The sequence below is a fragment of the Variovorax sp. GW821-FHT09B05 genome (assembly GCF_059418265.1).
The window spans coordinates 20,674-38,807 of sequence record NZ_JBWKPN010000004.1; the positions used below are offsets into that span (position 1 = coordinate 20,674).

General features: G+C 70.1%; 17 protein-coding genes. 3 read left to right on the forward strand and 14 right to left on the reverse strand.

Going from position 1 to position 18,134, the window contains the following annotated elements; translation table 11 throughout:
- Window positions 1–21 precede the first annotated feature (21 nt).
- Window positions 22–537 (reverse strand): hypothetical protein, encoded by a 516-nt coding sequence (locus AC07RM_RS11820; RefSeq protein WP_495334560.1) that lies wholly within the window; start codon window positions 535–537, stop codon window positions 22–24.
- 174 nt (window positions 538–711) lie between these two features.
- Here AC07RM_RS11820 and AC07RM_RS11825 point away from each other — a divergent pair, with 174 nt between their 5' ends.
- Complete coding sequence (locus AC07RM_RS11825) at window positions 712–1,569, forward strand: LysR family transcriptional regulator (RefSeq protein ID WP_495334561.1); 858 nt, start codon at window positions 712–714, stop codon at window positions 1,567–1,569.
- A 9-nt stretch (window positions 1,570–1,578) separates the two neighbouring features.
- On the opposite strand, the gene AC07RM_RS11830 is transcribed toward AC07RM_RS11825, so the two are convergent.
- Complete coding sequence (locus AC07RM_RS11830) at window positions 1,579–2,127, reverse strand: TetR/AcrR family transcriptional regulator (RefSeq protein WP_093355932.1); 549 nt, start codon at window positions 2,125–2,127, stop codon at window positions 1,579–1,581.
- Window positions 2,128–2,209: 82 nt separating this feature from the next.
- The gene (locus AC07RM_RS11835; protein ID WP_495334562.1) at window positions 2,210–3,103 is read right to left on the reverse strand and encodes a LysR family transcriptional regulator; all 894 of its coding nucleotides are present in this window, start codon (window positions 3,101–3,103) and stop codon (window positions 2,210–2,212) included.
- 222 nt (window positions 3,104–3,325) lie between these two features.
- On the opposite strand from AC07RM_RS11835, the gene AC07RM_RS11840 reads away from it, so the two are divergent.
- Together AC07RM_RS11840 and AC07RM_RS11845 are read left to right on the forward strand one after the other, a co-directional pair.
- On the forward strand, window positions 3,326–3,580 hold the full coding sequence (locus AC07RM_RS11840) for an Atu4866 domain-containing protein (protein WP_495334563.1): 255 nt from the start codon (window positions 3,326–3,328) through the stop codon (window positions 3,578–3,580).
- Between the two features lie 37 nt (window positions 3,581–3,617).
- The gene (locus AC07RM_RS11845) at window positions 3,618–4,352 is read left to right on the forward strand and encodes an SDR family oxidoreductase (RefSeq protein WP_495334564.1); all 735 of its coding nucleotides are present in this window, start codon (window positions 3,618–3,620) and stop codon (window positions 4,350–4,352) included.
- 51 nt (window positions 4,353–4,403) lie between these two features.
- Here the strand turns inward: AC07RM_RS11845 and AC07RM_RS11850 are convergent, their stop codons facing one another.
- The 11 genes from AC07RM_RS11850 to AC07RM_RS11900 all read right to left on the reverse strand — a co-directional run bounded on the left by AC07RM_RS11850 (window position 4,404) and on the right by AC07RM_RS11900 (window position 18,063).
- Entirely contained in the window at window positions 4,404–5,852 is a 1,449-nt protein-coding gene (locus tag AC07RM_RS11850) for an amidase (RefSeq protein ID WP_495334565.1), read from the reverse strand.
- 34 nt (window positions 5,853–5,886) lie between these two features.
- Entirely contained in the window at window positions 5,887–6,879 is a 993-nt protein-coding gene (locus AC07RM_RS11855) for an ABC transporter ATP-binding protein (RefSeq protein ID WP_208510001.1), read from the reverse strand.
- Window positions 6,876–7,958, reverse strand: coding sequence for an ABC transporter ATP-binding protein (locus AC07RM_RS11860; RefSeq protein ID WP_495334566.1), 1,083 nt, complete (start codon window positions 7,956–7,958; stop codon window positions 6,876–6,878). Before AC07RM_RS11860 ends, AC07RM_RS11855 begins: the two co-directional genes overlap by 4 nt.
- A 10-nt stretch (window positions 7,959–7,968) precedes the next feature.
- A complete protein-coding gene (locus AC07RM_RS11865; RefSeq protein ID WP_057597733.1) occupies window positions 7,969–8,844 on the reverse strand; it encodes an ABC transporter permease in 876 nt (291 codons plus the stop codon).
- A 10-nt stretch (window positions 8,845–8,854) separates the two neighbouring features.
- Window positions 8,855–9,790, reverse strand: a complete 936-nt coding sequence (locus tag AC07RM_RS11870; protein ID WP_495334567.1) for an ABC transporter permease — start codon at window positions 9,788–9,790, stop codon at window positions 8,855–8,857.
- A 12-nt stretch (window positions 9,791–9,802) separates the two neighbouring features.
- Entirely contained in the window at window positions 9,803–11,401 is a 1,599-nt protein-coding gene (locus tag AC07RM_RS11875; protein ID WP_490875576.1) for an ABC transporter substrate-binding protein, read from the reverse strand.
- A gap of 208 nt (window positions 11,402–11,609) precedes the next feature.
- Window positions 11,610–13,880, reverse strand: coding sequence for a penicillin acylase family protein (locus AC07RM_RS11880; protein ID WP_495334568.1), 2,271 nt, complete (start codon window positions 13,878–13,880; stop codon window positions 11,610–11,612).
- Between the two features lie 52 nt (window positions 13,881–13,932).
- Window positions 13,933–15,390, reverse strand: a complete 1,458-nt coding sequence (locus tag AC07RM_RS11885) for an amidase (protein WP_495334569.1) — start codon at window positions 15,388–15,390, stop codon at window positions 13,933–13,935.
- Window positions 15,387–16,433, reverse strand: a complete 1,047-nt coding sequence (locus AC07RM_RS11890; RefSeq protein ID WP_495334570.1) for a transketolase family protein — start codon at window positions 16,431–16,433, stop codon at window positions 15,387–15,389. Before AC07RM_RS11890 ends, AC07RM_RS11885 begins: the two co-directional genes overlap by 4 nt.
- On the reverse strand, window positions 16,430–17,317 hold the full coding sequence (locus AC07RM_RS11895) for a transketolase (protein ID WP_495334571.1): 888 nt from the start codon (window positions 17,315–17,317) through the stop codon (window positions 16,430–16,432). Before AC07RM_RS11895 ends, AC07RM_RS11890 begins: the two co-directional genes overlap by 4 nt.
- Window positions 17,314–18,063, reverse strand: coding sequence for a GntR family transcriptional regulator (locus AC07RM_RS11900; RefSeq protein ID WP_495334572.1), 750 nt, complete (start codon window positions 18,061–18,063; stop codon window positions 17,314–17,316). The genes AC07RM_RS11895 and AC07RM_RS11900 overlap by 4 nt, the downstream gene beginning before the upstream one ends.
- Between the last annotated feature and the right edge of the window lie 71 nt (window positions 18,064–18,134).

Below are 18,134 nucleotides of genomic sequence, written 5' to 3' on the forward strand. Positions count from 1 at the left end.
CGAAGCGCAACGCCGTTGCGGCTACGCGCCGTGCGCGACGGCCTGCTTCAGCAGCCTCGTGCCGAGCTCGGCCTCCGCTTCGCTCGCCTGGACGCCGTGCCGTCCATGCAGTGCGACCACGTCCATGCGCAGGCCCAGCGTCGCGCGCTCGCGCGCCTGCACGATCTCGATGCCCAGCAGCAGCCCGCGGCCCGGTGCATTCCCGGCCTCGTCGCTGTCGAAGGATCGCCGCAAGGCGTGCAGGCCGCTGTCGGGCCAGGCATCGGCGCGCACCGGCACTTCGAGCCGTCGCGGAAGTACCGCGGCGACACCATCGCCCGCGCGAGGCAGATAGAAGAAGCCGCCGGCATGACGGCCCTCCGCGGCCTGCCCCGGTGTCAGCCACGCCGCCAGCGGCAGTTCGACGCTCAGCGCCTGCGACAGCGCATGAAGGTCGGGTGCATCGCCATCGATGCCGACCATCACGCCGGCACGGCCGTACCGGATCAGGTGCCGGCGGGTATTGGCCCAGAAGGCGGAATCGACGCCGCAAGACATGGAGAGCTCCCTTTGTTCGAGGCCGCGAAGTCTAGGAACACGGGGGGCATGCGCCAAGCCAATATTTCTTATTCCAGCTATCAGCGCCGGTTGCGGCAGCGGGCTCACAGACCACCGTGGTTGCAATCAGACCGAATCGGTACGAAAATCGCGCACCCCAGAGACCGCCATGCCTTGAGCCGCCATCTCGACATCGACCTGCTGCGCACCTTCGTGGCGATTGCGCAGGCGCGCACGCTCGGCCAGGCCGCGGCCCGGATCGGCCGCACGCAGGCCGCGGTGAGCATGCAGGTCAAGAAGCTCGAGGAGACGCTGAACCAGCCGCTGCTGCATCGCACCGGCCGCGGCGTCGTGCCCACGCTGCACGGCGAACGCCTGCTGGGCCATGCGCGCACGATCCTCCAGCATCACGATGCGGCGCTGGCCGAGATCTCGGGCGCGACGCTGTCGGGCACGCTGCGCTTCGGCTGCCCCGAGGACTACGCCGTCGCCTTCCTGCCGCAGATCCTGCGCGGCTTCGCGGACCGGCATCCCCAGGTGCGTGTGGAGGTGTTCTGCGCGCCGACCGCCCGGCTCGACGACCAGCTCCGGAAGCACACGCTCGACCTCGCGCTGGTCTCCACCATCGGCGCAGAGCGCAAGCTTCCCGTGATTCGCCACGAAGCGCTGGTGTGGGTCGGCCTGCGGCATGACCTCGCGGCGGCGTGCGAGCCGCTGCGGCTCGCGCTGTCCGACCCCGACACGCTGGACCACCGCGTGGCCTGCGAGCGGCTCGATGCCGCCGGGCGCAGTTATCGGCTGGCCTATGCCAGCGCCAGCATCTCGGGCTTGCTGGCCATCGTGCGCTCCGGCCAGGCCATCGCGGTGCTCACCCGATCCGCCGTGCCGCCGGACCTGCAGATCCTGGAGACCGGCGACGTGCTGCCCGTGCTGCCCACGGTCGGGCTGGCGGTCGAATTCAGCCTCGAGCCCGCGACCGCCATGGCGGCGGCATTCGCCGATCACCTGCGAGCAACATTGCCGACGCTCTAGCGACCGTGCTCAGTGGCCCAGCGCATTCATCGCCGACGCGATGATGTCGTCGCGCCATTCCTTCTGCTGACCGAGGCGAACCGCCGAGATCGCCGCGATGCCCAGGCCGGAGAACGCGAGCGTGATGCGCACGATGCGCTGCGCCTTGGCCTTGAACGGATCGGTGCCGAGCGCCTGGTAGATCAGCAGCGCGATCTCCATGAGCTGCGGCTCGGTGCTCTCCTCGGCGCCCGAGAGCCGGTTGGCGAAGGCCGACACGCCCGGCCATTCGAAGGTGAAGTCGACATAGGAAGCGACGACGGTGCGGTCGCGCCGGATGCCGGGGCGCATGCCTTCGACACTGGCCAGCAACGCCGTCACATGGTCGCGCCCGGCCTGGAAGCCCGCCTCGTAGATCGCCTTCTTGCTCGGGTAGCGATAGAGCAACCCCGTCTTCGAATAGCCGATCGCATCCGCGATCTGCTGCAGCGAGGTGTTCTCGAACCCATGCTTGGCGAACAGGCCGGCGGCGCAATCGACGATCCGGGCGTTCATCTGGGACTTGGTCGGCCTGAGCATGCGGGCAGTCTAGCGCAGGGTCCGACCGAAGCAGTCGACTTCCGTTCGAATCGGTACGGACCCGACCGGTACTCCGCCGAGTTCAGCGCTGCGCGAACGACTTCACGTGCTCGACCAGCGCGCGCAGCTTGCGCGGTTGGTTCCGGCGGCTCGGAAAGTACAGGAAGAAGCCCGCGAAGCTCGGCAGGAAATCGTCGAGCACCGAGACCAGCTCACCGCGCTCGATGTAGGGCCGGAAGGTCTCCTCCATGCCGATCGTGATGCCGGTGTCCGCGAGCGCGGTGCGGATCATCAGCAGCATGTCGTTGGTCGTGATCCTCGGCGCCACCGTCAGCGCGAAGTCGCGCCCGTCCTCGCGGAACTCCCAGCGGTACGGCGCTTCCTTGGGCGAACGCCGCCATCCGATGCAGCAGTGCGCGAGCAGCTCGCGCGGATGCGTCGGCACGCCGTGCGCGGCCAGGTAGGCCGGGCTCGCCACGACCATCTGGCGCTGCGGTCCGGTGAGCGGGACCGCCACCATGTCCTGCTCGATGACCTCGCCCAGCCGCACGCCGGCATCGAAACCCGCGGCGACGATGTCCGACTCGTCGTCGGTCACGGTCACGTCGAGCGTGACACCGGGATGGGCCGCCGCGAAAGCGCTGATCAGCGGGCCCGAGAGGAAGCGCTCGGCGATCGAGGTCACCGCGACCCGGAGCACGCCGCGCGAAGGGCCTTCGACCGCGGCCTCTTCCAGTGCCGCGCCCACCGTCGACAGCGGCTCGGCGATCTGCCGGTGCAGCGCTTCGCCCGCCTCGGTCAGGCGCACGTGGCGCGTCGAGCGCTGGACCAGCGCGATGCCCAGGCTGTCTTCGAGCCGCCGGATGCCCTGGCTGACGGCCGAACGCGTCACGCCCAGATGGTCCGCGGCGGCGCGGAAGTTCTGCTCCTTCGCGACCGCGAGGAAGAAGCGCAACAGGTTGAAGTCGGCATCCATTGGTTAGCAATGCTAACCGGCGCAGTCAGCGATCGGGGAGTTCTCTTAACCGTCGCGCCTTCCTAAAGTCAGCCCATGACTTCACGAACCACCTCTTCTCCAGCGGCTCGCAACCGCCGGAAACCCATGCGGCGCGGTCTGCTGGCCCTCGGGCTCCTGGCCCTTGGCACGGCCCTCGCCACCCCTCACCGAGCCCAGGCTCGATCTCCAAAGGAATCGGACATGACAACGCATCCCTACCTCGGCATGTGGGTGACCGGCGACGGCCACGTGCGCCATCAGCTGCTGCCCAACGGCCGCTACGACGAGGCGCGCGGCAGCCGCGAGAGCGCCTACCGCGGCCGCTACCTCATCGAAGGCAACCACATCGAGTACGTCGACGACACGGGCTTCACGGCCGATGGCGACTTCATCGACGGCGTGCTGCATCACGGCGGGATGGTGCTGCGGCGCGTCGCGCCTGCCAGCACGCGATGACCCGAACCCTCGTTTCCAACCTTAGAAAGACCCAACCATGAACGCAAAGACTTCCAGGATCGTCCTCATCACCGGCGCCAGCAGCGGCATCGGCGAAGCCACCGCCCGCCTGCTCGCGCAGAACGGCGCCACCGTGCTGCTCGGCGCGCGGCGCACCGAACGGCTGGAGCGGATCGTCGCCGACATCGTCGCCGCCGACGGCATCGCCGAGGCCCGCGCACTCGACGTGACGCGGCGCGAGGACGTGCAGGCCTTCGCGGCCCACGCCATCGCGCGCTTCGGCCGCATCGACGTCATCGTCAACAACGCCGGCGTCATGCCCCTGTCGCCGCTCGCCTCGCTCAAGCTCGACGAGTGGGACCGGATGATCGACGTCAACATCCGCGGCGTGCTGCACGGCATCGCCGCCGTGCTGCCCACCATGCAGAAGCAGGGCGCGGGCCACGTGATCAACGTCGCGTCGATCGGGGCGCACGCCGTCTCGCCCACGGCTGCCGTCTACTGCGCGACCAAGTACGCGGTCTGGGCCCTCTCCGAGGGCCTGCGCCAGGAGCACCAGGACATCCGCGTCACGACGATCAGCCCGGGCGTGACCGAGTCGGAACTGGCCGACACCATCTCGGACCAGAAGGGCCGCGACGAAATGAAGGAGTTCAGGAAGGTGGCGATCAGCGCATCGGCGATCGCGCGCGCCATCGACTTCGCGATCTCGCAGCCGGAGGACGTGGATACGAGCGAGATCGTCATCCGGCCAACCGCCAGCGCGCACTAAGCTGTCGCCGCCATGGCTCTTGCCCATGGCGGCGACAGGCGGCCTGTTAACTCAGGCCGTGGCCGGAAACGCCGCCGGCCTGCGGTCCGCCCACGGCGCCGCGCGCTCGATCTGCCCGGCCAGCTGATACAGCGTGTCCTCCGCGCCGAAGCGCCCCGTGAACTGCACGCCGATCGGCAGGCCTTCCTTCGACCAGTGCAGCGGCACCGACATCGCGGGATTGCCCGCCACGTTCCAGATCGAGGTGTAGCCCGTGTGGCTGCGCGCGATGGCCTTGTAGGTCGCGAGGTCGGTGCTCTCCATGTCGACCTCGCCGAGCTTGTGCGGCGGCGTGGCACAGACGGGTCCGAGCAGCACGTCCCACTTCTCGAACTGCTGGCCCAGCGCGCGGCTCGCGCGCTGCAGGGTCTGGATGGCGTTGAGGTAGGTCTGCGCACTGACCTCGCGGCCGGCCTCGGCGAACAGCGCGGTCACGCGCTGCAGGTCGCGGCCGCTGAAGTCGCGGCCCAACTGGCGGTTGCGACGCAGCAGCGAGGTGTACATGCTGGCGTGGATGATGTCGGCGCGGCACTGGAGGTACTCGTCGTCGGAGATCACGTCGTCCAGCGCGGGATCGACCCACTCGACCTGGTGGCCCAGCGATTCGCACAGCTTCGCCGCGTTCTCGACGCCGGCGCGCACCTGGGGATCGAGCGCCACGGCCTCGAAGGACTTGAGCGAGACGGCGATGCGCAAGCGCTGCGGATCGCGCTTCGTCAGCTCGAGGTACGAGGCCGCGGGCGGCGGCGCCCAGTACGGATCGCCGGGCGCGGCGCCCTGCGAGACGTCGAGCAGCACGGCGCTGTCGCGCACCGAGCGCGTCACCACATGGTGGATGGTCATGCCGGCCCAGCTCTCGCTGATGTGCGGGCCGAGCGGCACGCGCGCGCGCGTGGGCTTGAGGCCGAACAGGCCGCAGTGCGAAGCGGGGATGCGGATCGAGCCACCGCCATCGGCCGCGTGCGCGCTCGGGATGATGCCGCCGGCCACGGCCGCGGCGGCGCCGCCGCTCGAGCCACCCGTGGTGTGCTCCAGGCTCCACGGGTTGCGGCAGGGGCCGAACATCTCGGGCTCGTTGGTGGCGCTGATGCCGAATTCCGAGAGGCTGGACTTGCCGAAGATCACGAGGCCGGCGCGCACGTAGCGCTCGGCCAGGGTGCTGTCGATCGGCGAGCTGAAGTCGGCGAACAGGCGCGAGGCGCTGGTGGTCTTGGTGCCGGCGTAGAACACGCCCAGGTCCTTGAGCAGGAAGGGCACGCCACGCAGCGGGCCGTCGGGCAGGCCCTGTGCGATGCGGTCGCGCGCGAGGTCGAAGAAGCGCGTGGTGACGGCGTTGAGCACGGTGTCGCGCGCCTCGGTGCGGGCAATGGCCTCGTCGAGCAGTTCCTCGGCCTTGAGCTCGCGGCGGCGGACCAGGTCGGCCATGGCCACGGCATCGAGCTTGTCGTATTCGGCAATCATCGGTATCGCTTTCCTTGTGTGAGTGGATTTGCAGTCAGCGGAAATGGCAGGCCACCCATTGGCCCGCCGTCTTTTGTTCGAGCACCGGCTCCTCCTCGGCACAGCGCGCCTGCGCCATCGGGCAGCGCGTGTGGAAGCGGCAGCCCGAGGGCGGCGCGGCCGGGTTGGGCGGATCGCCCTTGAGCAGCCGGCGCTGCGTGCGCACGCGCGGGTCGGGCACGGGCACCGCCGACAGCAGGATCTCGGTGTAGGGATGCAGCGGCGCGCGAAACAGCGTGTCGCGCCCGGCGATCTCGACGATCTTGCCGAGGTACATCACGGCCACGCGGTGGCTGATGTGGCGCACCACCGCGAGGTCGTGCGCGACGAACAGGTAGGCGATGCCGAACTCGGCCTGCAGGTCGGTCAGCAGGTTGATCACCTGTGCCTGCACCGACACGTCGAGCGCCGACACCGGCTCGTCGCAGACGATCAGCTTCGGGTTCAGCGCCAGGGCGCGCGCGATGCCCAGGCGCTGGCGCTGGCCGCCCGAGAACTCGTGCGGCAGCTTCTTCATGGCCTCGGGCCGCAGGCCGACCTTCGAGAACAGCCACGCGACGCGCTCGTTGCGCTGCGCGCCGTTCGACTCGCCGAAGTTGCGCAGCGGCTCCGCCACCAGCTCGCCGGCCGTCATGCGCGGATTGAGCGAGGCGTAGGGGTCCTGGAAGATGATCTGCATCTCGCGCCGCTGCTCGCGCATCGCGCCCGCGTCGAGCGAGAGCAGGTCGCGGCCGTTGAGCCGGACCGTGCCCGAGGTCGGCTCGATCAGCCGCAGGATCGACTTGCCGGTGGTGGTCTTGCCGCAGCCCGATTCGCCGACCAGCGCCAGCGTCTCGCCCGCGGCCACCGAGAACGACACGCCATCGACCGCATAGACCTTCGAGGCCTTGCGCCGCGAGATCCACGAGCCCGGCGACTGGTAGTGCTTGCGCAGGTCGCGCACCTCGAGCAGGGGCGTGCCCGCCTCGGTTGTCGCGTTCGTGCTCATGCGCCGGCCTCCTGCAGCAAGACAGCATGGGCCGTCGGTACTTCGGTCTGGCGCACCAGCTCCTCGACATGGAAGCAGGCCGACAGGTGCGACGCGCCCGCGCCGTGTTCCTCGAGCGGCGGCACCTCGTTGCGGCAGCGCTCGCTGGCGAAGCTGCAGCGCGGCGCGAAGGCGCAGCCGCGCACCGCCTCGTGCGGCGAGGGCACGATGCCGGGAATCTCGGTCAGCCGCGCGCTGTGGGTGTTCATCGAGGGCATCGAGGCCATCAGCGCGCGCGTGTAGGGATGCAGCGGCCGCTCGAACAGGTCGAGCACGTCGGCCTCCTCCACCTTGCGCCCGGCATACATCACGACCACGCGATCACAGCATTCGGCCACCACGCCGAGGTCGTGCGTGATCATCACGATGCCCATGCCGAGCTCGCGCTGCAGGCCGCGCAGCAGCTCGAGGATCTGGGCCTGGATCGTCACGTCGAGCGCGGTGGTCGGCTCGTCGGCGATCAGCAGCTCGGGATGGCAGGCCAGGGCCAGCGCGATCATCACGCGCTGGCGCATGCCGCCCGAGAGCTGGTGCGGGTACTCGTTCACGCGCCGCTGCGGCTCGGGGATCTGCACCAGCCGCAGCATCTCGGTGGCGCGCGCCAGCGCCTCGCGGCGGCCCACCTGCTGGTGCAGCATGACGGTCTCGGCGATCTGCCGGCCCACGGTCAGCACCGGGTTCAGCGAGGTCATCGGCTCCTGGAAGATCATCGAGATGCGGTTGCCGCGGATGCGGCGCATCTCGGCCTCGCTGAGCTTCAGCAGGTCGGTGCCGCGGTAGCGGATGGCGCCGCCGGCGAAGCGCCCGGGCGGGGTCTGGATCAGCCGCATCACGGACAGCGCCGTCACGCTCTTGCCGCAGCCCGATTCGCCGACCACGCCGACCGTCTGGCCGGCCTCGACGCGGTAGGAGACACCGTGGACCGAGCGCACCTCGCCGGCCAGGGTGTCGAAGTAGGTGTGCAGGCCGTCGATCTCGAGCAGCGGCGCATCGCCCGCGCGGTGCGCAGCGCCCTTGGCGGCCAGGGGGGTGTCGTTCATGGACATGTCCTCAGAGCTGGCGCGCCACGTGCGGGTCGAGCGCATCGCGCAGGCCGTCGCCCAGCAGGTTGATCGCCAGCACCGTGAGCCCGAGCAGCAGGCCCGGGAACACGATGGGATAGAACACGATCGCGATCAGGTTGCGGCCTTCCGAGATCATGTTGCCCCAGCTCGGCACCTGCGGCGGCACGCCGACGCCGAGGAAGGACAGCGCGGCCTCGGCCAGCACGGCCGACGCGGCGATGAAGGTGGCCTGCACCAGCAGCGGCGCGAGGATGTTGGGCAGCACGTGCCGCCACAGGATGGTGCGCAGCCGCGTGCCGAGCGCATGCGCGGCCTCCACGTAGAGCCGTTCGCGCAGCGACAGCGAGAGCGCGCGCACCAGCCGCACCATGCGCGGCACCTCGGGCACGGTGATGGCGACGATCACCGTCGTCAGGCTGGCCTTGGTGAGCGCCATCAGCGCGATCGCCAGCAGGATGCCGGGGATCGCCATCAGGCCGTCCATCACGCGCATGATCGGCCCGTCGGTCCAGCGCACGAAACCCGCCAGCAGGCCGAGCAGCACGCCCAACAGCGTGGCCAGCAGCGCCACCGAGGCGCCGGTCACGAGCGAGACGCGCGCGCCCCAGACGGCGCGGCTGAAGGTGTCGCGCCCGAGCGCGTCGGTGCCGAAGTAGTGCTCGGCCGAGGGCGCCTTCATGCGCGCGATCGGGTTGATGGCCTGCGGATCGTGGGTCGCGATCCACGGCGCGCCCAGCGCGGCCGTGACCACCACCAGCAGGATCAGCACGCCGAGGATCAGCGTGTAGTGCTTGCGCAGCAGCCGCAGCGCCGGCGAGGGAGGACGCCGCGCGGCGCCGGGGTTCAGGATGGCTTCGGTCATTCGCGGGGCCTCAATAGCGGATGCGCGGGTCGAACAGGCTGTAGCTCAGGTCGACCAGCAGGTTGATCAGCACATAGGCCGCCGCCGACAGCAGCAGCAGGCTCTGGATCACCGGGTAGTCGTGGTGCTGCACCGCGTCGACCACCAGGCTGCCGAGTCCGGGGATCGAGAACACGGTCTCGGTGACCACCACGCCGCCCAGCAGCAGCGCGATGCCCACGCCGATGGTGGTGACGATCGGGATCGCCGCGTTGCGCAACGCATGGCCCAGCACCGGCAGCACGCCCAGGCCCTTGGCCCGCGCGGTGCGGATGTAGTCCTCGTGCAGCACCTCGAGCATCGAGGCGCGCGTCATGCGCGTGAGCAGCGCGGTGTAGAGCAGCCCGAGGTTCAGGCACGGCAGCACCAGGTGCTTGAGCCAGGGCAGCACGCCCTCGGCGATGCCGCGGTAGCCCTGCACCGGCAGCCACTGCAGCTTGAGCGCGAAGGTGTAGACCAGCAGGTAGCCGGTGAGGAACACCGGCATCGAGAACGCGCACACCGCGAACACCATCACCAGCCGGTCGATCCAGCTGCCGGCGCGGTAGGCCGCGAGCACGCCCAGCGGAATCGACAGCATCACCGCCACCAGGATGGTGAAGAAGGCGATCGACAGCGTGGCGCCGATGCGCTGGCCCAGCAGCTGCGACACCGGCATCTGGTTGAACAGCGAGACGCCGAAGTCGCCGCGCACCACGTTGCCGACCCAGACCATGAACTGGTGCCACAGCGGCTGGTCCAGCCCCAGGGCGGCGCGCGTCTGCGCGATCTGCTCGGGCGTGGCGAAGTCGCCGACGATCAGCAGCACCGGGTCGCCGGGAGCGAGGTGGATCAGCAGGAACACGATCACCGACACCACCAGCATCACCGGCACCGTGGCGAGCACGCGCCGGATCACATATTCCATGCCGCGGTCCCCTTACTTCTCGACGTTCCACATGATCGGGATGCCCATGCCGAACAGCTCGGTGCCCTTCACGTCCTTGCGCGCCGCGAAGGTGGCCGGGTACTGGCCGTAGGGGATGTAGGGCGGCGCTTCATAGAAGCGGCGCTGCAGGTTGTCCACCAGCTGCTTGCGCTTGGCGGCGTCGCCCTCGCGGATCCAGGCGTCGCGCAGTTCGTCGATCTTCGCGTCGCAGGGCCAGCCCGGCACCACGCTGCCCTTGCACGACGAGAGCACCCAGCCGTTGGTCAGCGGCGTGTCGACGTCGGCATTCTTCGAGGCCGTGAGGTAGAGGCTCCAGCCGCCCTGCGCCGGGCCTTCCTTCTTGTAGACGCGCGCCAGCACCGAGGACTGGTCCATCACCTGCACGTCGAGGTTCAGGCCGGCCTTCTTCAGGTACTGGATCCAGATCAGCGCGGCCATCGACTGCGTGCCGTCGGTGGGCTGCAGGAACACGATCTTCTCGCCCTTGTAGCCGGCCTCCTTGAGCAGCGCCTTGGCCTTCTCGAAGTCCTGCTTCCTGAACGTCTCGGCGCCCGCGGCGGTCTCGTTGGGCGCGCCGCACATGAACACGGCCGGGCAGTAGAAGGACTTGCCGGGCTCGGGCGTGAAGCCCATGCCCGCGAGGATCTCCTCCTGGTTCACCAGGTGCATCAGCGCCGCGCGCGCCTTCGGGTTGTTGAACGGCGGCGCCAGCGTGTTGGCCACCATGAACGGCTGCCAGATGCCGGTCTGCGCCAGCCGCACGTTGGCGTCGGTGCGCAGCGCGGCCTGGTAGTCGGGCGGCACCACGTTGACGATGTCGACCTCGCCGTTCTTCAGCGCCGAGGTGGAGGTGTTGGCATCGGGCATGTAGCGCCACTCGACGCGGTCGAGCTTCACGCGCTTGCCGCCGGCCAGGCCGTCGGCCGGCTCGCTGCGCGGCACGTAGTTGGGATTGCGCACGAACACCATGCGGTTGCCCGGGATCCATTCGTCGCGCTTGAAGATGAACGGGCCCGAGCCGATGGGTTCGGGGATCGGCGCGTCGGGGAAGGCCTTGGCCTGCTTCTCGGGCACGATGAACAGCGTCTTGGCCGCGAGGATCAGCGGCACCTGGCCCATGCCCTCCTTGAGCTGCAGCGAGAAGGTCTTGTCGTCGACCACCTTCCACTCCGCGCCCGAGTCGGCCAGCAGCAGGCCCATGGTCGCGCGCTTGGCCCAGCGCTGCAGCGTGGCCACCACGTCGGCCGATGTCACGGCGCTGCCATCGGAGAACTTCAGGCTCGGGCGCAGCGTGAAGGTCCAGGCCTTGTTGTCGGGCGACTGGGTGAAGCGCTCGAGCATCTGCGGCTTGGGCTCGCCCTTGCTGTCGCGCGAGAACAGCGTGTCGAAGGCCATGTAGCCGTAGTCGCGCGTCACGTAGGTGTTGCTGAACAGCGGGTCGACCACCTTGAGGTCGTTGTTGATCGCCATGCGCAGGGTCTTGGCCGGCGCGGGTGCGTTCTGCGCGCACACGGCGGTCGCGGCCGCGCCCATCGCGCATGCCACCGCCCAGCCGGCGAGCCGTGCGTACAGGGGAGGGGAATTCTTCATGAGCCGGGTTCCTTTCAGGGGCTTCGAGGGTTCGTGGAAAAACGCTGGAAATCTCTCGATATGAAATTTGATACACGATATATCATGTGTCAAACGAAGACAATCCGGGCATCTCCCATGCAAGAGCTGTGCGCGCTTTCTCTTTTTTGCGCAGACCTCGCGGTATGCGCTGTGCTCGCGATGCCGACGGCGCTCGCGCGCCGCGGCCTCAGGCCGGCGCGAGCCGCGTGTGCGAAGCGGCTTCGGCCGCGACGGTGCGCCAGTCGTAGTGCATCGGCACCGTTTCCGCGCGCCGCCAGGAGTCGCTCTGGTCGGCGTAGTGCGCATCGCGCGGATCGCCGGCCGCGCCATGGAACACGATCCAGCGGCAGGCCTCCCACTGCCCCACGTCGAACACGTAGCGCGCCAGCGAGGCGTAGTGCGCGTGCGGGCCCAGGTGCGGCAGGTAGCCGGTGGTGAAGACGGTTTCGTTGTCGCCGCCGATCGCGCCCATGTCGCGCGGCGCCACCAAGGGCTCGGCGGGGAACACCGGCGCCAGCGGATGGCGCAGCTCGAGCCGATGCCGCTCGCCCCATGCCGCCACCGGCAGGCGCGCGACCTCGGCCAGGGCCTCGGTCAGCACCTCGTCCCAGCTCGCGCCGCCGAGCAGCGCGCGATCGTCGGCACGCAGCAACTGCGGCACGCACCAGCCGAGCTGGTAGTCGATCGCGAGGCCGGGCGGCACGGTGCGCTGCCGGCTCACATCGAGCGCAGCGAGCCCGCTGCGCCGCGCCACCGCGCGCGCCAGCGCCATGCGCAGCGAAACATAGGCATCGGCTTCCCGCGAATCGGCCTCGAGGCGCGCGTCCCAGGCCACGAGACGGTCGCGCAATGCACGCGAAGGGGCATCGGCCAGCGTCAACGGTGCGAGCCGCGCACAGATTTCGCGCGCCGGCAGGCTCAGCGTGTCGCGATGCACGGCTTCCATGCCCGCGACGTCGGCCGATTCCATCGCCGCCAGCAGTTGCCAGATGCGCTGCGCGCGATGCGGCGGATGGCAGTCGGTGCAGAGGTAGTCGTCATGGCGCTCGACCACGCGGTTGTTGGCGGTGACGATGAGGCCCGCCGCGGGATCGATCTGGCGCGGCATGCGCTCCCAGTCGATCCAGCCCTTCCAGGCATGGCGGTCGAGCCAGCCCGGCACCGGCAGCCAGCCGTTGGCGGCCGCGCGCCGCGGCACCTTGGCGCGCACGTGGTGGCCGATGTGGCCCTGGGTGTCGCCGGCCACCAGGTTGTGGTCGACCAGGCCCCAGCCGCGCACCGACTCGAACAGCGCATCGACGCTGCGCGCCTCCATCATCGGACGCATGCAGTCGAGCGAGCGGTCGGCCTCCACGTCGGCCGAATGGCGCAGCACCAGCGCGCTGCCGCTCTTCGCATCGCCGGCCACCACCGGGCCGCGCGCGGTCACGAGGATCTCGCAGTCAACGTCGGCCTGGCCGCGCACACGGATGCGTTCCACGCGGCGCTCGACCTCGGCCCATTGCGCATCGCCGCCGCCGGGTGCGTCGCTGCGCAGGTAGCGCCGGCCCTCGTCATCGAAGCGTTCGAGGTAGACGTCGGCCGTGTCGACGAAGGCCACTGTCACGCACCACGCCACGTCGGGGTTGTGCGCGAAGTGCGGGAAGCCCGGCACGCCCGGCGAGGTCAGGCCGATCACGTCGAAGGCGTCGCAGGCCAGGTGGCACTGCAGGTACATGTTGGGCATGTCGAGCACGCGGTGCGGATCGCCGGCCACCAGCGGCCGGCCGCTGCGCGTGCGGCTGCCGTGCACCGCCCAGTTGTTGCTGCCGCCGCCGGCCGCCTCGGTGTCGGCCTCGCCGATGAAGGCCGAGATGGCGTCGGCCAGCTCGGCCATGTCGGGCGACAGGCGCCCGGCCAGCGAACCGGGCGGCAGGCAGACCAGTTCCTCGCCGCCGTCGTCCATGCGCAGGCGGTCGATGGCCTCGGCGCCGATCACCGGCAGCGCGATGGCGCGCCACAGCTTCGGATAGACCGAGTTCAGCAGCAGCCCGGTCTGGCGCAGCACCGCGATGCTGTGCCATTCCTCCCAGGGCTCGGGCGTCTCGCCGAGCAGCGCGTACTCGGGCGACAGTTGGCCCTCGGCGATGGAGGCATTCACGCCCGCGGTGTAGGCCGTGAGCATGGCGCGCGCGGGGCCGCCGAGCGCGGCCAGGTCGCGGCGGCTGCACTCGGCCAGGCCGAGCCGGCGCACCAGCATGTCCATCGGCAGCGCGGCCGGGCCGAGCCATTCGGCATAGCGGCCGATCGCACGGCGGCGCAGCGCGTCCATCTGCCACAGGCGATCGCTCGCATGCACATGGCCGAGCGCGAAGAAGGCGTCGTCGGCGTTGGCGGCGCGCAGATGCGGAATGCCCCAGGCATCGCGCCACAGGTCCACCGGGGCGTGCAGTCCCTTGAGCGGGCGGGTCGGGTTCATCGGGTGGTGCTCCTTGTCTCGTTCGTTCTGTGTGTGTGCGGGAGCCCGCCCCTCAATCCATGCGCAGCGCGGGCGGCGCCATCCGCAGGAAGGGACTGAGGCTTTCGTAGAGGTGGGTGATCTGCAGCACCGACAGGTCGTCGCGTGGACGGCCGATGATCTGCATGCCCATCGGCAGGCCGCGCGCATCGAAGCCCACGGGCAGGCTGATGACCGGGCAGCCCGACAGCGTGCCGGGCGTGACCACCTCCATCCAGCGGTGGTAGCTGCTCATGGCACGACCCGCGATCTCGCGCGGCCAATGCTCCTCGATCGCGAAGGGAAAGACCTGCGCGGTCGGCAGCGCGAGGAAGTCGTGCCGCTCGAACAGGCCCAGCAGGCAGTCGTACCAGGCGGTGCGGTCGAGCGCGGCGCGGTAGAGGTCGTCGGCCGAGAGCTTGCGGTACTGCTCGATCTCCCATTGCAGTTCGGGCTTCTGCAGCGCGCGCGAGGCCGGCACGTCGTAGTGCGCGCCATGCTTGCCGCCGATGATGAACTGGCGCAGCACGGTGAAGGCGTGCCAGACGCGCTCCCAGTCGAAGTCGGTGCGCACCGGCTCGACCCGCAGGCCCGCATCGCCGAAGCGCGCGAGCGCCGATTCGCACAGCGCGAGGATGCCGGGCTCGAACGGCAGATGGCCACCGAGGTCGCCGAGCCAGCCGATGCGCGCACCGGCGAAATCGCGCTCGAGGCGGTCGTGCCAGTCGGGCACCGCGCCGTCGAGCGACAGCGGCGCGCGCGCGTCGTAGCCCGACTGCACCGACAGCAGCAGCGCGAGGTCGTCGGCGCTGCGGCCCATCGGGCCCTCGGTGGTCAGCTGCCCGGCGAAGGCATCGCCGCGCGGCCAGAACGGCACCCGCCCCTGCGAGGGCCGCAGCCCCAGCACGTTGTTGAAGGCCGCCGGGTTGCGCAGCGAGCCACCCATGTCGGCGCCGTCGGCCACCGGCAGCATGCGCAGCGCGAGCGCCACCGCGGTGCCGCCGCTGGAGCCGCCGGCACTGAAGCGCGGGTCCCAGGCATTGCCGGTGGCGCCGAACACCGGGTTGTAGGTGTGCGAGCCCAGGCCGAACTCGGGCACGTTGGTCTTGCCGATGAAGATGGCGCCGGCCGCGCGCATGCGCTCGACCATGATCGCGTCGGCCGCCGGCAGGTGGTCGGCGAACAGCGGCGAACCGAAGGTGGAGCGCATGCCGCGCACCGGCGCCGTGTCCTTGATCGCCTGCGGCAGGCCGTGCAGCGCACCCAGCGCGTCGCCGCGCGCCACCGCCGCATCGGCCGCGTCGGCCTCGGCGAGCACCTGTTCGCGCTCGACGCGCGAGACGATCGCGTTGAAGCGCGGGTTGAGCGCATCGACCTGCTGCAGGAAGGCGCTCACCACCTCGCGCGACGACAGCGCGCGGCGCCGGATCAGCGCGGCCAGCTCGCGCGCGGGCAGCCGGCAGAGCTCGGGCACCAGCACGGCGTCGTTCATCGCGTCTTCTCGCCCGCAGCCAATGCCTCCCGCACCGCGTCGGCGATGCCCTGCGCCGTGAGGCCGTGGCGCTCGAACAGCCAGGGCATCGACGCGCCCTGCGCGAAACGGTCGCGCACGCCCAGGCGCACCAGCCGCGTGCCGGCACCGGCCTCGGCCAGCACCTCGGCCACGGCCGAGCCCAGGCCGCCGACGATGGAGTGGTTCTCCACCGTCACGATCAGGCGCCGGCGCGCGAGTTGCCGCTGGATGAAGGCATCGTCGAAAGGCTTGAGCGTGTGCGCGTTGGCCACGGCGACCGCGATGCCCTGCGCGCGCAGCGCGCGCGCCGCCGCCTTCGCGGGCTCGACCATCAGGCCGCTCGCGACGATCAGCGCCTCGCCATCGCCGTCGTCCAGCGGCTGGATGCGCCCGAGCTCGAGCGGCTCCCAGGGCGTGCCCTCGGGCAGCGCCGCGGACGCACGCAGCAGCCGCAGGTACACCGGCCCCTCGTGGTCGGCCGCGGCACGCACCGCGGCCGGCACCTGCGCCGGGCCCGAAGGCTCGATCACCGTCATGTTCGGCAGCGCGCGCATCAGCGCGATGTCGTCGATCGCCTGGTGGCTCACGCCGAGGATGGTCGACAGGCCCGGCAGGAAGCCGACGATCTTGACGTCGGTGCGCGGATAGGCGACCTGCATCGCGATCTGGTCGAAGGGCCGGCGCGTGGCGAACACGCAGAAGGTGTGGACCCAGGCCTGCAGCCCGCTGCGCGCGAGGCCGCCGGCCACGCCCACCATGTTGGCCTCGGCGATGCCGGGGTTCAGGAAGCGCTCGGGGAAGGTGTCGCGGAAGATGTCGGTCTCGGTCGACGAAGTGAGGTCGGCCGACAGCGCGACGATGTTCTGGCGTTCGCGCGCGAGCGCCAGCAGCGTCTCGCCGTAGTAGCGCGGCACCGAAGATGCACCCGCCGACTGCGCGGCCGACATCGCGGTGTGGGCACCGCCCTGCGTGAAGTCCTCGACCTCGAGCGCGCGCGCCGGCGCCTTGATGTTCGCGTTCATGCCATCTCTCCCAGTTCGCGCAGCGCCGCGTCGGCCACCTCGGCCGGCAGCTTCGCGTTGTGGCTGATCACGCCCTCGAGCAGGCTCACGCCCTTGCCGGGCACCGTGGTGGCGACGATCATGGTCGGCCGCACGGTCTGCCCGCGCGCGGCCGCGAAGGCCGCGAGCAGCGCCTCGAGGTCGTGGCCGTCGAGCTCGATCACCTGCCAGTTGAAGGCGCGGAACTTGTCGGCGATGGGCGAGAGGCGCAGCACGCTGTCGGTGTGGCCCTCGACCTGCATCCAGTTGAGGTCGAGCACCACGCAGAGGTTGTGCAGGCCCTCGGAGCCCGCGAGCATCGCGGCCTCCCAGACCTGGCCCTCCTCGAGCTCGCCGTCGCCGAGCACCACGTTCACGCGGTAGTCGATGCCGCGAATGCGCGAGGCCAGCGCCATGCCGGCGGCCACCGACATGCCCTGGCCCAGCGAGCCGAAGGTGCCTTCGACCACGGGGCCGAGCCGCTCGGAGACGTTGATCTCGAGCGCCGAGCCGTCCTTCACGTAGTCGTCGAGCGAGGCCGAGGGGATCATGCCGCGCAGCGCGAGCGCCGCATGGAACAGCGCGGAGTTGTGCGCGGTCGAAAGGATGCAGCGGTCGCGCTCCTCCCAGCGTGCGTCGGCGGGATCGATGCGCGCTTCGTGGAAGTAGAGGCTCGCGAAGATCTCGGCCGCGCCCAAGCCCTGCTGCACATAGCCCTGGCCATGGCGGCGCACGAGCTCGATGACCTGGCGGCGCAAGGTGTGCGCCACGCGCCGGAGTTCCGGCACGGGCAGCGCGAGGCGGTCGCGGCGTTGCCAGTCGGGAGGGAATGCCGTGGGATGCAGGGCGCTGCCGGGGTCCGTCATGTCGGGCTTTTCTTTCTGCTGGAAGGGGGTGGCTGGTTGCGCAGCGCGAGCAGTTCCTCGGCGCGCGCGGGATTGGCGTCGATTTCCTTCAGCACGCGCACGAAGTCGCGGCCGCCTTCGATCAGGTCGTCCTCGATGGCCTTGCGCACCATCGCGGTGTCGCGCAGCTGCAGCCCGCGCAGCACGTTCACGTGCTGGTGCTCGGCGTCGTAGGTCGGATGGCCGTGCGGGTAGAGGAAGTTCAGCATCGGACCGACCTGCACCCAGATGCGGTCCAGCAGCTCGGTGAGCTGCGGCATGCCCGAGTGGCGGTAGATGCCGAAGTGGAAGTCGAAGTTATGCTGCAGCGCGGCGCGGTAGTCCTTGGTCTTCTCCGCGCGCACCAGCAGGCGATGGCTTTCGGTGAGCTGCTTGATGGTGGCGTTGTCGAGCAGGGGCACGGCACGCTCGGCCGCCAGCGGCTCGAGCGCGAAGCGGATGTCTCGCAGCTCGAGGTACTCGGCCAGCGTGAGCTGGCGCACGCGGATGAAGTAGCCCTCCTTCATCTCGAGCGCGCGGTCGCGCACGAGCTGGATCAGGGCTTCGCGCACCGGCGTCTCGCTGGTGCCCATGGTCTTGGCCAGGTCGCGGATCTTCAGGCGCTGGCCCGGCTGGAAAGTGGCCGACATCAACTGCTCGCGCAGATGCTCGTAGATCTGGCTCGCGAGGTTGGTGCGTTCGACCACGTTGATGACGGGGGTTGCCATGGCTTCTCTCTCCTTGAGTGCGGGTGCGTGAATCGCGCGGCTATTGTGGCGTCGGCGTTTCAGGGACTCGC